General features: G+C 72.0%; 10 protein-coding genes. 4 read left to right on the top strand and 6 right to left on the bottom strand.

Annotated features, from left to right (window positions below; translation table 11 throughout):
- The 5 genes from IE140_RS26735 to IE140_RS26715 all read right to left on the bottom strand — a co-directional run bounded on the left by IE140_RS26735 (window position 1) and on the right by IE140_RS26715 (window position 5,747).
- Window positions 1-1,026, bottom strand: a complete 1,026-nt coding sequence (locus IE140_RS26735; protein WP_032774648.1) for a LacI family DNA-binding transcriptional regulator — start codon at window positions 1,024-1,026, stop codon at window positions 1-3.
- A gap of 61 nt (window positions 1,027-1,087) precedes the next feature.
- Complete coding sequence (rhaS, locus tag IE140_RS26730; protein WP_150194296.1) at window positions 1,088-2,170, bottom strand: rhamnose ABC transporter substrate-binding protein; 1,083 nt, start codon at window positions 2,168-2,170, stop codon at window positions 1,088-1,090.
- A 37-nt stretch (window positions 2,171-2,207) separates the two neighbouring features.
- Window positions 2,208-3,200, bottom strand: coding sequence for an ABC transporter permease (locus tag IE140_RS26725; RefSeq protein ID WP_150194298.1), 993 nt, complete (start codon window positions 3,198-3,200; stop codon window positions 2,208-2,210).
- Entirely contained in the window at window positions 3,193-4,233 is a 1,041-nt protein-coding gene (locus IE140_RS26720; protein ID WP_093435975.1) for an ABC transporter permease, read from the bottom strand. Before IE140_RS26720 ends, IE140_RS26725 begins: the two co-directional genes overlap by 8 nt.
- Window positions 4,230-5,747, bottom strand: coding sequence for a sugar ABC transporter ATP-binding protein (locus IE140_RS26715; RefSeq protein WP_150194300.1), 1,518 nt, complete (start codon window positions 5,745-5,747; stop codon window positions 4,230-4,232). The genes IE140_RS26720 and IE140_RS26715 overlap by 4 nt, the downstream gene beginning before the upstream one ends.
- A 261-nt stretch (window positions 5,748-6,008) precedes the next feature.
- Here IE140_RS26715 and rhaI point away from each other — a divergent pair, with 261 nt between their 5' ends.
- From rhaI to IE140_RS26695, 4 genes are all read left to right on the top strand, one after another.
- On the top strand, window positions 6,009-7,169 hold the full coding sequence (gene rhaI / locus IE140_RS26710) for an L-rhamnose isomerase (RefSeq protein WP_150194302.1): 1,161 nt from the start codon (window positions 6,009-6,011) through the stop codon (window positions 7,167-7,169).
- A gap of 110 nt (window positions 7,170-7,279) precedes the next feature.
- A complete protein-coding gene (locus IE140_RS26705; protein ID WP_150196780.1) occupies window positions 7,280-9,319 on the top strand; it encodes a bifunctional aldolase/short-chain dehydrogenase in 2,040 nt (679 codons plus the stop codon).
- A complete protein-coding gene (locus IE140_RS26700; protein ID WP_150196781.1) occupies window positions 9,316-10,785 on the top strand; it encodes a rhamnulokinase in 1,470 nt (489 codons plus the stop codon). The genes IE140_RS26705 and IE140_RS26700 overlap by 4 nt, the downstream gene beginning before the upstream one ends.
- A 62-nt stretch (window positions 10,786-10,847) precedes the next feature.
- On the top strand, window positions 10,848-14,051 hold the full coding sequence (locus IE140_RS26695; RefSeq protein ID WP_150196929.1) for an alpha-L-rhamnosidase: 3,204 nt from the start codon (window positions 10,848-10,850) through the stop codon (window positions 14,049-14,051).
- An 83-nt stretch (window positions 14,052-14,134) separates the two neighbouring features.
- Here IE140_RS26695 and IE140_RS26690 read toward each other — a convergent pair whose 3' ends face one another.
- The gene (locus IE140_RS26690) at window positions 14,135-14,836 is read right to left on the bottom strand and encodes a hypothetical protein (protein ID WP_150196928.1); all 702 of its coding nucleotides are present in this window, start codon (window positions 14,834-14,836) and stop codon (window positions 14,135-14,137) included.
- Window positions 14,837-14,875 lie beyond the last annotated feature (39 nt).

The following is a 14,875-nucleotide window of genomic DNA, read 5'->3' as shown; positions in this document are numbered from 1 at the left end:
TCAGCGAGCGGCGAGACTGGACCGCCGCACCACCAGCTCCGGCTGCAGCACCACACGCCGGTGCTCGTGCGCCCCCTCGGACGCCCCCGCCCCGGTCTCCTCCAGGAGCAGACCGGCCGCCAGCGCCCCCATCGTCGCCGCCGGCTGCCGCACCGACGTGAGCGGCACCGCCGCCGCCGCCGCGAACTCGATGTCGTCGTACCCCACCAGGGCCAGATCATCGGGTACGGAGACCCCGGCGGCGAACAGCGACTGCAACACCCCCAGCGCGAGCAGGTCGTTGGCGCAGAACACGGCGGTCGGCCGGTCGGACAGCCCCAGCAGCCGGGCCCCCGCGTCCCGCCCCGCCGCCACGTCCAGCCGCTCCGTGGGCAGCTCCCGCAGGGCCTCCGGGCCGAGCCCCGCATCGGCGAGCGCCGCCAGCGCCCCCGTACGGCGGTCCCGGACCTGGTTGAAACCGGGCGGCCCGCTCACGTAGGCGATGGAGCGGTGCCCGGCGTCCAGCAGATGCCGCACCGCCAGCGCCCCGCCCGCCACGTCGTCGACCGACACCGAGCACTCCGTGGTCCCCTCCGCGACCCGGTCGACGAGGACGAACGGGATGTCGTGCCGCCGGAACGCCGCGATGTTGCGCCCGGTCGCGTCGGCCGGGGTGAGCAGCACCCCCCGGACCCGCTGTTCCGCGAAGAGCGACAGGTACTCCGCCTCCTCGCCGGGACTCTGCGCACTGTTGCAGACCATGACACCGAGCCCCGCCTCCCGCGCGGCCCGCTCCGCCCCGCGCGCCACGTCCACGAAGAACGGGTTGCCCATGTCGAGGACCAGCAGCCCCATGATCCGGCTGCGCCCTGCCCGCAACTGCCGCGCCGACTCGCTGCGGACGTAACCGAGCCGGTCGATCGCCGACAGGACGCGGGCACGGGCATCGGGACCGACCGTGTCCGGGCGGTTGATGACGTTGGAGACCGTGCCCACCGATACTCCGGCGGCCCGGGCCACGTCCTTGATCCCCACCGACCGGGCCATCAGACGGAGACCTCCACAGGGGCGAGGGACGCGGAACGGACCCTCAGCCTATCCGCGCCCATCAGAAGTCGAAGTCGTCGATGTTGTCCTTGTCGAACACCGTCGGCTTGCCCAGGTCGACCACCCCGTCCTTCCCGATCGTGTATGTTCCCAGCTCGCCCGCCTCGAAGGTCTGCCCCTCCTTGCCGGTGATCTGCCCGGACGCCAGGGCGACCGAGGCGTGGCCGGCCAGCTCGCCGAGCTTCGCCGGGTCCCACAGCTCGAACGCCTCGACCGTGCCGTTCTTCACGTACGACCGCAGATCGTTGGGGGTGCCGAGGCCGGACAGCTTCACCTTGCCCCGGTACTTCGAACCGGACAGGTACTGCGCCGCCGCCTTGATGCCGACGGTGGTCGGCGACACGATCCCGGCGAGCTTCGGATACTCCTGGAGCAGCCCCTGCGTCTGCTGGAAGGACTGCTGGGCGTCGTCGTTCCCGTACGCCACCTTCACCAGCTTGACGTCCTTGTACTTGGGGTCCTTCAGCTCGTCCTTCATGTAGTCGATCCACAGGTTCTGGTTCGTCGCCGTCTGGGCGGCGGACAGGATCGCGATCTCGCCCCTGTAGCCGATCTGTTCGGCGAGCAGCTGGACCTGTGTGCGGCCCAGGTCCTCGGCCCCCGCCTGGGACACGAACACGTTGCGGCAGTCGGGCTTGGTGTCGGAGTCGTACGTGACGACCTTGACGCCGTTCTTCATGGCCTGCTTGAGCGCGGTGCACAGGGCCCCCGGGGCCTGCGCGGACACGGCGATGGCGTCGACCTGCTGCTGAGTGAGGGTGTTGACGTAGGAGACCTGGCCGGAGGTGTCGGTGGCGCTGGTCGGGCCGACCTCCTTGAAGGTGGACCCCAGCGCCTCGACGGCCTTCTGCCCGCCCTTGTCGGCGGTGGTGAAGTAGGGGTTGTTGACCTGCTTGGGCAGGAAGCCCACGGTCAGCCCCTTCTTGGTGGGAGCGTTCGGGTCCGCCTCGCCGGCCGAGGCGGCCGAACCGCTCTCCTTCTTCACATCGCTCTTGGTGGTGCCCCCGCAGGCGGTGACGGCGAGCGCGAGGGAGGTGACGGCGGCCAGCGCCGCACAGGTTCGGCGGATCGATGACGTACGCATGGCAGGGTCCTTTGCGGAAGAAGGTACGGGCACGGGGTCAGGGAGTCGGGGCCGAGGCGGTCCGCCGCCCCGCCCTCGCGGCGGAGATTTGGCGGGCGACGCGCGGGCCGAGCACGGAGAGCACGAGCAGCACGCCGGTGACGACGATCTGGGACTGTGCGGAGACGTCCCCGAGGCTCATCACGTTCTGCAGCGCGCCGAGCAGGAACACGCCCGCGATCGCGCCGCCGAGCGTGCCCTTGCCGCCGTCGAAGTCGATGCCGCCGAGCAACACGGCGGCCACCACGGACAGTTCGAGACCGGTGGCGTTGTCGAATCGGGCGCTGGCGTAGTGCAGTGCCCAGAACACTCCGGTGAGCGAGGCCATCAGCCCGGTCACCGTGAACAGGATCAGCTTCTGCCGCTTCACCCGTACGCCCGCGAACCTGGCCGCCTCATCGTTGGCGCCCGTCGCGAACAGCGAGCGCCCGAACGGCGTTGCGTGCAGAGCGAGTACGGCGACCGCGAGCAGGGCCAGGAACGGCAGGAGGGCGTACGGGACGAACGTGTCGCCGATCCGCCCGGCGGCGAAGTCCAGGTAGGGGGAAGGGAAATCGGTGACCGCGTCCGAGCCCAGCACGATCTGCGCGATGCCCCGGTAGGCGGCCAGCGTCCCGATGGTGACCGCGAGGGACGGCAGCCCGAGGCGGGTGACCAACAGCCCGTTGACCAGCCCGCAGACCACACCGAGCAGCAGACAGATCGGGATGACCGCCTCGATCGGCAGGCCCTGGTTCCACAGCGCCCCCATCACCGCCCCCGAGAGTCCGGCCGTGGACGCCACCGACAGATCGATCTCCCCGGAGACCACCAGGAGGGTCATCGGCAGGGCGATGAGCGCGATGGGCAGGGTGTTGCCGATCAGGAACGACAGGTTGAGGGCGTTGCCGAAACCGTCGACGAAGCCGAAGGACAGCAGCAGCACCACGATCAGGAGGGCGCCGACGACCGTGTCCCAGCGGACGGCGCGCGCGAGTGCGGAGTCAGCCATGGCGGGCGTTCCTCTTCTTCAGGGCGGACGCCACGCGCAGGGCCACGATCCGGTCCACCGCGATGGCGAGGATGAGCAGGATTCCGTTGATCGCGAGCACCCACACGGAGCTGACGCCGAGCGCGGGCAGCACGCTGTTCACCGAGGTCAGCAGCAGCGCACCGAGCGCCGCGCCGTACACCGTGCCGGAGCCCCCGGTGAAGACCACCCCGCCGACCACGACCGCGCTGACGACGGTGAGTTCGTAACCCGTGCCCGTGCCGGAGTCGACATTCCCGAAGCGCGCCAGATACAGCGCCCCCGCGAGCCCGGCCAGCGCCCCGCAGAAGGTGTAGGCCAGCAGGATCCGCCGGCGTACGGGAATCCCGGCCAGCCGCGCAGCCTCCGGGTTGGAGCCCAGCGCGTACAGCTCGCGCCCGCTGCCGAAGTGCTTGAGGTAATACGCCGTCGACACCAGCACCGCCAGGGCGATCAGTGCGAGCCACGGCACCGCCGAGACCCCGCCGGAGCCGAAGTCCACGAATCCGTCCGGGAGATCGGCCGCCGTGATCTGGCGCGAGCCGACCCAGATCGAGTCGATGCCCCGGATGATGTAGAGCGTCCCGAGCGTCACCACCAGGGCGGGCACCTGGCCGAGGCTCACGAGCAGCCCGTTCAGCAGGCCGAAGCCGACGCCGAGCAGCACGGCCAGCACCACGGCGACCACCGGGTGCCCGCCGCCCTGGAGGTACGTCCCGGCGGCGAAGGCGCTGATGCCCAGCGTCGAGCCGACCGACAGGTCAACGTTGCGGGTGATGACCACCAGCGCCTGGCCGGTGGCGACCAGTACCAGGATCGTGGCGTTGAGCAGCAGGTCCTTGACGCCCTGCTCGGAGAGGAACGCGCTGTTGCCCAGCTGGGTCAGCGCGAGCATCGCCAACAGGAGCACGAAGATGGCGAGTTCACGCATCTTGAAGACGCGGTCCACCAGCCGGGTGCCGCTGGAGGCGGGGACCGGCGCGACGGGCGCCGGTTCGGTCGTCGTCACCGTCATGCGGCGGCCCTCCCCGTGGCTGCGGCCATCACGGTCTCCTCGGTGGCGTCGGAACGGGGGATCTCGGCGGTCAGCCGCCCCTCGTGCATCACCAGCACCCGGTCGGCCATGCCGAGGATCTCCGGCAGATCGGAGGAGATCATCAGCACCGCCACCCCGTCGGCCGCCAGCGCGCTGAGCAGCCGGTGCACCTCCGCCTTGGTGCCGACGTCGATCCCGCGCGTCGGCTCGTCGACGATCAGCACGGAAGGCCCGGTCGCCAGCCACTTGGCCAGCACCACCTTCTGCTGGTTGCCGCCGGACAGGGTGGAGACGGCATCGGCGATGCGGGCGTACTTCACCTGGAGCCGGACCGCCCAGTCGAGCGAGCGGCTGCGCTCCGCCCCCCGGTCCATCAGCCCCGCCCGCCGGGTGGCGCGCAGCCCGGTCAGCCCGATGTTCCGCTCGATGGACATGCCCATCACCAGGCCCTGCGCCCGCCGGTCCTCGGGGACCAGGGCGAGCCCGGCGGCCATGGCGGTGGACGGGGCACCGTTGACGAGTGCCCGCCCGGCCACCTCGACCTCGCCCGCGTCCCACCGGTCGACGCCGAAGACGGCCCGCGCCACCTCCGTACGCCCGGCGCCGACCAGCCCCGCCATGCCGACGATCTCGCCGCACCGCACCTCGAAGGAGACGTCGGTGAACACGCCCTCGCGGGTGAGCCGCCGGACGCTGAGGGCGACCTCGCCCGCCTCCACGTGCTGCTTCGGATACAGCTCGTCCAGTTCCCGGCCGACCATCCGTCGGACCAGGTCCTCCTCCGTCATGCCGGCCAACGGTTCACCGGCGATCAGCGCCCCGTCCCGCAGGGTCGTGACGCGTTCGCAGATACGGAAGATCTCCTCCAGCCGGTGCGAGATGAACAGCACGGCCGCCCCCTGCTCGCGCAGCGCCCGGACCACGCGGAAGAGGCGCGCCACCTCGCTGCCCGTCAGGGCGGCGGTCGGCTCGTCCATGATCAGGACGCGGGCCTCGAAGGAGAGGGCCTTGGCGATCTCCACGATCTGCTGGTCCGCGATCGACAGGCCGCGCGCCGGGCGGTCGGGGTCGAGCTCGACCCCGAGCCGGTGCATCAGAGCGGCCGTGGCGGTCCGGGTGGCCCGGTGGTCGATGCGGCCGAGCGCCCGGCGGGGCTGACGGCCCATGAAGATGTTCTCAGCGATGGACAGGTCGGGGAAGAGCGTCGGCTCCTGGTAGATGACGGCGATACCGGCGTCGCGGGCGTCGGCGGGACCGTGGAAGGCGACCGGCTCGCCGTCCAGCAGAACCCGGCCGCTGTCGGGCCGGTGCACTCCGGCGAGGGTCTTGATCAGGGTCGACTTGCCCGCGCCGTTCTCCCCGGCGAGCGCGTGGACCTCGCCGGGGAACAGGTCGAGGGACACGTCCCGCAGGGCGCGCACGGCGCCGAACGACTTCGAGATGCCCCTCAGGGCCAGCACGGGGGCCGGATCCTTGGCGGACCGGTGGGTCATCGGTGGCTCCTCGACGATGCGGAGGGCGTCCTCACGGCATCGTGAAAGGTTTCAAATGAGTTGCCGGGACGTTAGGCAGGTCCCTCGGGGCGCGTCAATGGGGCTGAACGCAAATTCTCAACTGCCCCTTGAAGTCATCAGGTTCTGCAGTGTCAGGTCTGCCGGAAGGGTTGACAGCCCCTGGGGGCGCTCCTACCTTCAACCTCGCATGAATCGTTTCAGATTCATTCGCGTTCACACCGACGTCACAGGAGCGACGAAGTGACCGAGCACGCCACGGTGAAGGCCGCCCTCACGTCCCAGGCCATCGAGACGCCCTCCTGGGCGTACGGGAATTCGGGGACCCGCTTCAAGGTCTTCGCCCGGCCCGGCGTGCCTCGCACCCCCCAGGAGAAGCTGGACGACGCGGCGAAGGTGCACGAGTTCACCGGAGCCGCACCCACCGTCGCCCTCCATATTCCCTGGGACACGGTCGACGACTACGCGGCCCTCGCCGAGCACGTCCGCGACCGGGGGCTGGCCGTCGGGGCGATCAACGCCAACACCTTCCAGGACGACGCCTACCGGCTCGGCAGCGTCTGCCACCCGGAGGCCGCCGTGCGCCGCAAGGCCCTGGAGCACCTGATGGCCTGCGTCGACATCATGGACGCGACGGGGTCCCGGGACCTCAAGCTGTGGTTCGCGGACGGCACGAACTACCCCGGCCAGGACGACATCCACGAGCGGCAGGACCGGCTCGCCGAGGCACTGGCCGCCGTGTACGAACGGCTCGGCGACGACCAGCGCATGCTCGTGGAGTACAAACTGTTCGAACCCGCCTTCTACACGACCGACGTCCCGGACTGGGGGACGGCCTACGCCCACTGCCTCAAGCTGGGCCCGAAGGCGCGGGTCGTCGTGGACACCGGGCACCACGCGCCCGGCACCAACATCGAGTTCATCGTCGCGACCCTGCTGCGCGAGGGCCGGCTCGGCGGGTTCGACTTCAACTCCCGCTTCTACGCCGACGACGACCTCATGGTCGGGGCCGCCGACCCCTTCCAGCTCTTCCGCATCATGTACGAGGTCGTCCGCGGCGGCGGGCTCACGGCGGACGTCGCCTTCATGCTCGACCAGTGCCACAACATCGAGGAGAAGATCCCCGCGATCATCCGCTCGGTGATGAACGTCCAGGAGGCCACCGCGAAGGCGCTCCTCGTGGACCGCGCGGCCCTGGCCGGCGCCCAGCGCACGGGCGACGTCCTGGAGGCCAACGCCGTGCTGATGGACGCCTACAACACCGACGTACGCCCCCTGCTCGCCGAGGTCCGCGAGGAACAGGGCCTCGACGGCGACCCGATGGCCGCCTACCGGCGCTCCGGCTGGGCGGTGAAGACCGCAGAGGAGCGGATCGGCGGGCAGCAGGCGGGGTGGGGGGCGTAGGCCGTTCCGGATGCGCGCCGCACGCCCCGCCCCATGAGGCCCACCCGGAAAGCCCGTCGCCCCCGAACCCCTCCCCGCCCCTCCCTCAGCGAAGGACACCGAGGAACCCCATGCCACTCCACCCCGAAGCCGCAGCGCTCCTGGCCCGCTCCCACCGGCTCGGCTCCGACCCCCGCAACACCAACTACGCGGGCGGCAACGCCTCCGCCAAGGGCGCCGCGCCCGACCCGGTCACCGGCGACGACGTCGAGCTGATGTGGGTCAAGGGCTCCGGCGGCGACCTCGGCACCCTGACCGCCGAAGGGCTCGCCGTCCTCCGCCTCGACCGCCTGCGCGCCCTGCGCGGCGTCTACGCGGGCGAGGAGCGCGAGGACGAGATGGTCGCCGCCTTCGACTACTGCCTGCACGGCAAGGGTGGCGCGGCCCCCTCCATCGACACCGCCATGCACGGACTCGTCGACGCCCCGCACGTCGACCATCTGCACCCGGACTCCGGGATCGCCCTCGCCTGCGCGGCCGACGGCGAGAAGCTGACCGCCGACTGCTTCGGCGACACCGTCGCGTGGGTCCCCTGGCGGCGCCCCGGATTCCGACTCGGCCTGGACATCGCCGCGGTGAAGGCGGCCAACCCCGAAGCCATCGGCTGCGTCCTCGGCGGCCACGGCATCACCGCCTGGGGTGCGACGTCCGAGGAGTGCGAGGCCAACGCGCTCCACATCATCCGCACCGCCGAGACCTTCCTCGCCGACCACGGCAGGCCGGAACCCTTCGGGCCGGTGATCGAGGGGTACGAGGCGCTGCCCGAGGACGGTCGCCGTGCGCGGGCCGCCGCCCTCGCCCCGTACGTACGCGCCCTCGCCTCCCGGGATCACACCCAGGTCGGCCACTTCGACGACTCCGACGCGGTGCTGGACTTCCTCGCCCGCGCCGAACACCCCAGGCTCGCGGCCCTCGGCACCTCCTGCCCGGACCACTTCCTGCGGACGAAGGTCAGGCCCCTGGTCCTCGACCTGCCGCCGACCGCCGAACTCGACGCGGCGGTAAGTCGGTTGAACGAGCTGCACACCGCCTACCGGGAGGAGTACGCCGCCTACTACACCCGGCACGCGGAGCCCGGCTCGCCCCCGATGCGGGGCGCGGACCCGGCGATCGTGCTGATCCCCGGGGTGGGGATGTTCAGCTTCGGCAAGGACAAGCAGACCGCTCGCGTGGCGGGGGAGTTCTACCTCAACGCGATCAACGTGATGCGCGGCGCGGAAGCCGTCTCCTCCTACGCCCCGATCGAGGAGTCGGAGAAGTTCCGCATCGAGTACTGGGCCCTGGAGGAGGCCAAGCTCCGGCGGATGCCCCGGCCCAAGCCGCTGGCCACCCGGGTCGCCCTGGTGACCGGCGCGGGCAGCGGCATCGGCCGGGCCATCGCCCGCCGCCTCGTCGCGGAGGGCGCCTGCGTGGTCGTCGCCGACCTCGACGCGGCGAGCGGGGCCGCCGTCGCCGAGGAACTGGGCGGCCCCGACCGGGCGGTGGCCGTCACCGTCGACGTCACCAGCGAGGACCAGGTGGCCGGCGCCTTCGCGGCGGCGGCACTCGCCTTCGGCGGCGTCGACCTCGTGGTCAACAACGCCGGCATCTCCATCTCCAAGCCGCTGGCAGAGACCACGGTCCGGGACTGGGACCTCCAGCACGCCGTCATGGCCAGGGGCTCCTTCCTCGTCGCCCGCGAGGCCGCGCGCGTCATGCGGGCCCAGGGCCTCGGCGGCGACCTCGTCTACATCGCCTCGAAGAACGCGGTCTTCGCCGGTCCCGACAATGTGGCGTACTCGGCCGCCAAGGCCGACCAGGCCCACCAAGTACGCCTGTTGGCAGCTGAGTTGGGCGGCGACAGCATCCGCGTCAACGGAGTCAACCCGGACGGTGTGGTGCGCGGCTCCGGCATCTTCGCCGGTGGCTGGGGTGCCCGGCGTGCCGCCACGTACGGGATCGAGGAGGAGAAGCTCGGCGAGTTCTACGCCCAACGCACCCTCCTCAAGCGGGAGGTGCTGCCCGAACATGTCGCCAACGCGGTCTTCGCGCTCACCGGGGGCGAGTTGACCCACACGACCGGCCTGCACATCCCCGTCGACGCCGGGGTCGCCGGGGCCTTCCTGCGATGAGCGGCGCCGGCACGAAGACCTTCGCGGCCGTCGACCTCGGCGCGTCCAGCGGGCGGGTCATGACCGGCCGCGTCGGCCCGGACACCCTGCACCTCACCCAGGCCCACCGCTTCCCCAACCGGCCGGTGCACCTGCCCGAAGGCCTGCGCTGGGACATCCTCGGCCTGTACGGGGGCGTGCTCGACGGGCTGCGCGCGGCGGGCCCGGTCGACTCCGTCGGCATAGACAGCTGGGCGGTCGACTACGGACTCCTCGCCGCCGACGGATCCCTCCTCGGCAACCCCGTCCACTACCGGGACCGGCGCACCGAAGGCGTCCCGGAGCGGGTATGGGCCACGGTCCCGCCCGACGCCCTCTACCGGGCGACCGGAATCCAGTACGCCTCGTTCAACACGCTCTACCAACTCGTGGCGGCGCGGGGAACACCACAACTCGCCTCGGCCCGCCACCTGCTGTTGATCCCGGATCTGATCGCGTACTGGCTCACGGGAGAGCAGGGCACCGAACTGACCAACGCCTCCACCACCCAGCTCATCGACCCGCGCACCGGCGACTGGAACCGCACCCTGGCCGACCGCCTCGGCATCGACCTGGCCCTCTTCGCCCCGCTGCGCCGCCCGGGCGACCCGGCGGGCACGCTGCTCCCCGCCGTCCAGGAGCGGACCGGGCTGCCCGGCCCCGTACCGGTGACAGCCGTGGGCTCGCACGACACCGCCTCCGCCGTCGCCGCCGTCCCGGCCGGGAGAGGGGAGCGGTTCGCCTACCTCTGCACGGGAACCTGGTCCCTGGCCGGCCTCGAACTCGACGCGCCCGTCACCACCAGGGCGAGCGGCGCCGCGAACTTCACCAACGAACTGGGCATCGACGGCACCGTCCGCTTCCTGCGGAACATCATGGGCCTGTGGCTGCTCCAGGAGTGCATGCGCACCTGGGAGCTGGCCGATGTCACCCCCCTGCTGGCCGAAGCCGCTCGCATCCCCGCCCTGCGGTACGTGGTGGACGCCGCCGCACCCGAGTTCCTGGCCCCCGGGGACATGCCCGGGCGCATCGCGGCCGCCTGCCGGGCGGCCGGCGGTCCGGTGCCCCACAGCCCGGGGGAGATCACCCGCTGCGTCCTCGACTCGCTGGCCCTCGCCCACCGGCAGGCGATCCGCGAGGCGCAGCGCCTCGCCGACCGCGAGGCCGACGTCGTGCACCTCGTCGGCGGCGGGGCGCGCAACGCCCTGCTCTGCCAACTCACCGCCGACGCCTGCGGGGTGCCCGTGGTCGCGGGCCCCGCCGAAGCGGCCGCGCTCGGCAACGTCCTCGTCCAGGCGCGGGCCCACGGCCTGCCCGGCGATCTGGCCTCCACCCGCGAACTCATCTCCCGCACCCAGCCCTTGACCCTCTACGAGCCGTCGGGTGACCCGACGGTCTGGGAGGCGGCGGCGCGCCGCACCGAAGACGCCCGCCCCCTGCCCGCCTGACCGACCGACCGCCCCACCTGCCCCATCCCCCGTCCCTTCCCCTCGCCGAATCGGAGCCGAGTGTGATCAGCCGACGACGACTGCTCAGCACGACCGCCACCGCCCTGGGAACCACCCTCATCGCCGGAGCCATTCCCCCCGCACAGGCCGCGGAACGCGGTGTGCAAGGGGCAGGCAAGGGCCTCCGGGTGGGCGGCTCGACCGCCGAGTACGTGAAGAACCCCCTCGGCCTCGGCGCCGCCCGCCCCCGCCTCGGCTGGCCGCTCACCGCCGCCGCACCGGGCCGCACGCAGAGCGCGTACCAGGTCCGTGTCGCGCTGAGCGAACGCGCCCTGGAACGGCCCGACGTATGGGACAGCGGCAAGGTCGAGTCCACCGACTCCACACAAGTCCTGTACGGGGGGCCGGAGTTGCGCTCCCGTACCCGTTACTACTGGACCGTGCGGGTCTGGGACGACGAAGGTCAGGTCTCGGGCTGGTCCGAGCCCGCCTGGTGGGAGACCGGCCTCACCGAGGCCTCGGACTGGTCCGCGCGCTGGGTCGGCGCCCCGGCCGCCCTCGTCGGCGCACCCGCCCTGGACGGGGCCTCCTGGATCTGGTTCCCGGAGGGCGATCCGGCGTCCAGCGCGCCCGCCGCGACCCGCTGGTTCCGGGGCGCGTTCGACGTACCGGACGGGGTGACGCGGGCCCGCCTCGTGCTGACGGCCGACGACGGGTACGTCGCCCACCTCGACGGTACGGAGGTGGCGCGGGCCGAACCGGACGAGGTCGCCAGGGCCTGGAGCCGCCCCTCGGTCACCGACGTCACCGAACGGCTGACGCCCGGCCGCCACGTCCTCGCGGTCGCCGCGACCAATGAGGTCACCGGCCCCGCCGGGCTGCTCGGGGCCCTGGAGCTGACGACCGCCGACGGCGTGCGGACCGTCACGACCGGCGACGGCTGGAAGTCCGTTGACGCCGAACCGGCAGAGGAATGGCGGGCGTTGGACTACGACGACAGCGCATGGCCCGCCGCGAAGGTCCTCGCCCCGTGGGGAACGGGCCCCTGGGGCAAGGTCGCCCCCGCCTACGCCCCCGTCGCTCAACTGCGCCACGAGTTCCGGCTGCGCCGCAAGCCCGTCGCACGGGCCAGGCTCTACTCCACGGCCCTCGGCCTGTACGAAGCCCACCTCAACGGCAAGAAGGTCGGGACGGACCGCCTCGCACCCGGCTGGACGGACTACGCCAAGCGGATCCAGTACCAGACGCACGACGTCACCGAGCTGCTCTCTTCCGGGGCCAACACCCTCGGCGTGGAGCTGGCGACGGGGTGGTACGCAGGCAACGTCGGGATGTTCGGCCCGCACCAGTACGGCGAACACCCCGCATTCCTCGGCCAGTTGGAGGTGACCTACCGGGACGGCACCACAGAGCGGGTGCTCTCCGGCACGGACTGGCGGGCCGCCACCGGCCCCATCACCCTGGCGGACCTCCTCACCGGCGAGAACCACGACGCCCGCCTCGAAACCACCGGCTGGCTCCGCACCGGCTTCGACGACTCCGCCTGGGCGAAGGCCGTGCCCGCCGAGGACGAGGTCACCGGCGAACTGGTCGCCGAGCCCGACGGGCCCTGCCGCGTCATCCAGGAGCTCAAGGCGAAGAAGATCACCGAACCCCGCCCAGGCGTCTTCGTCTTCGACCTCGGCCAGAACATGGTCGGCACCGCCCGCCTGCGCGTCACCGGCCGCGCCGGCACCACCGTACGGCTGCGCCACGCGGAGGTGCTGAACCCCGACGGCACCGTCTACACCACCAACCGCCGTACCGCCGCCGCGACCGACCACTACACCCTCAAGGGCGGCGGCCGCGAGACGTACGAGCCGCGCTTCACCTTCCACGGCTTCCGCTACGTCGAGGTGACCGGCTACCCCGGCAAGCCACCGCTCGACGCGGTCGTCGGGCGGGTGATCCACACCGACGCGCCCCTGACCATGGAGTTCGAGACGAACCTCCCGATGCTTAACCAACTCCACAGCAACATCACCTGGGGTCTGCGCGGCAACTTCCTCTCCATCCCCACCGACACACCCGCTCGCGACGAACGCCTCGGCTGGACCGGCGACATCAACGTCTTCGCGCCCACCGCCGCGTACGCGATGGAGTCGGCCCGCTTCCTCTCCAAGTGGCTGAGCGACCTCCAGGACGACCAGACCGCCGACGGAGCCTTCACGGACGTCGCGCCGCACGTCGACGGCCTGGGCGCGGGCTCGGCCGGCTGGGGCGACGCCGGGGTCACCGTTCCCTGGGCCCTCCACCAGGCGTACGGCGACACCCAGGTGCTGGAACGGGCCTGGCCCTCGATGCTGAAGTGGCTCGACCACCTGGACGCGCACAGCACCGGACGGCTGCGGCCCGCCACCGGCTACGGCGACTGGCTCAACATCGCCGACGACACCCCCAAGGACGTCATCGCCACCGCGTACTACGCCCACAGCGCCGACCTCGTGGCCCGTACCGCCCGGGTCCTGGGCAAGGACCCGGGCCCGTACACCGCACTGTTCGCGGAGATCCGCGACGCCTTCCGTACCGCTTACGTCACCGACGGCGGCCGGGTGAAGGGCGACACCCAGACCGCCTACGTCCTGGCACTCTCCATGGACCTCCTGACCGCCGAGGAACGCACCACCGCGGCCGACCGCCTCGTCGCCCTCATCGAGGCGAAGGACTGGCATCTGTCCACGGGCTTCCTGGGCACCCCGCGCCTGCTCCCCGTCCTCACCGAGACCGGGCACACGGACGTGGCGTACCGCCTGCTGCTCCAGCGGACCTTCCCGAGCTGGGGCTACCAGATCGACCGCGGGGCCACGACCATGTGGGAGCGCTGGGACTCCATCAAGCCGGACGGAAGCTTCCAGGACGCCGGGATGAACTCCTTCAACCACTACGCGTACGGCTCGGTCGGGGAGTGGATGTACGCCCACATCGCGGGCCTCGCCCCCGCCGCCCCCGGCTTCCGGAAGGTCACCGTGCGGCCCCGCCCCGGCGGCGGCATCACCCGCGCCCGGGGCCGCTTCGCCTCGCTCCACGGCCCCGTCACCACCGACTGGAAGACGGAGAAGGGCCGCTTCCACCTGACCGTGACCCTGCCCGTGAACACCACCGCCGAGGTCTGGATCCCGGCCGCCCGCGCCGAGGACGTCACCCACCCCGGCGCCCGCTTCCTGCGGTTGGACGACGGCTGCGCGGTCTTCGCGATCGGCTCGGGGCAGTACCGCTTCACGGCCTGAGCCGGCCAGGACGAGGAACGTGCGCCGTACCGGAGGCCCGTCCGCCACCGGTACGGCGCACGCGCGCTCCCGGGGCGGGTTCCTCAGCCGCGATCGAGCGCCTCAGCCCCCTCGGCGAGCTCCCGCACCTGATCCCTGGTCAGGTGCCGCACCTCCCGGATCAGCGCCGCGATGTCGGCCACCTCCGGCGAGGGGCCGTCGCCGCGCGCCGAAGGGCGCACGCCGGTCAACGAGGCCAGGACGGCGACCGGTACGCCGAGCACCGCGGCGAAGCCGTCGAGCAGCTCTGCGTCGAGCGCCTTGGCCCCGTCGCGCACCATACGGATCGTCGAAGCGGCCTTGCAGACCCCGGACATCAGGCACATCGTCTTGGCGACGGCCGACTCGTTGAGGTTGCGCAGAGCGAGCAGGTGCACCAGAAGCGAGCCGAACCCCGGTGGGCCGGGCGGCCGAGGGGGCCGCTCCGGTGTTCGCGCTGGACGCGGTCGCTCCGCCATCGCCCGGGCTCGTACACGCAGGCGCTGCCGGTCGGCGGGGGCGAGGGGCAGCGCGCGCTGCACCAGCATCGAGACCCACGAACCCGCGGTGCCTTCCAGGTCCAGCGCCTCCGGGGGCAGCGGGAGCCCGGCGATGACCAGCAGGTCGTTGCCGTCCAGGCCGACCCGCCCGGCGAGGTCCCGCAGGAACTCCTCGCTCAAAGGACGCTCAGGTGGAAGCGCGATCCCCGCCGTCCGCGCCAGGCGCGCCACGAGGACGTCGGGGGTGGGGTACGCCGCTGTCTCCATCGACGTCACCGTATCGGAGGGGGGACGCGCGAGGAGCCC

Source organism: Streptomyces parvus (assembly GCF_014648875.1).
GTDB lineage: Bacteria > Actinomycetota > Actinomycetes > Streptomycetales > Streptomycetaceae > Streptomyces > Streptomyces parvus.
This window is presented reverse-complemented; position numbering and strand designations above follow the sequence as displayed.

What these genes read in the sequence shown, in the direction of transcription:
- IE140_RS26700 (WP_150196781.1), top strand. Translation starts at nt 9,316, where the DNA reads ATGAGCGGCGCCGGCACGAAGACCTTCGCGGCCGTCGACCTCGGCGCG.
- IE140_RS26735 (WP_032774648.1), bottom strand. Translation starts at nt 1,026, where the DNA reads ATGGCCCGGTCGGTGGGGATCAAGGACGTGGCCCGGGCCGCCGGAGTA.
- IE140_RS26690 (WP_150196928.1), bottom strand. Translation starts at nt 14,836, where the DNA reads ATGGAGACAGCGGCGTACCCCACCCCCGACGTCCTCGTGGCGCGCCTG.
- IE140_RS26705 (WP_150196780.1), top strand. Translation starts at nt 7,280, where the DNA reads ATGCCACTCCACCCCGAAGCCGCAGCGCTCCTGGCCCGCTCCCACCGG.
- rhaS (WP_150194296.1), bottom strand. Translation starts at nt 2,170, where the DNA reads ATGCGTACGTCATCGATCCGCCGAACCTGTGCGGCGCTGGCCGCCGTC.
- IE140_RS26725 (WP_150194298.1), bottom strand. Translation starts at nt 3,200, where the DNA reads ATGGCTGACTCCGCACTCGCGCGCGCCGTCCGCTGGGACACGGTCGTC.
- IE140_RS26715 (WP_150194300.1), bottom strand. Translation starts at nt 5,747, where the DNA reads ATGACCCACCGGTCCGCCAAGGATCCGGCCCCCGTGCTGGCCCTGAGG.
- IE140_RS26720 (WP_093435975.1), bottom strand. Translation starts at nt 4,233, where the DNA reads ATGACGGTGACGACGACCGAACCGGCGCCCGTCGCGCCGGTCCCCGCC.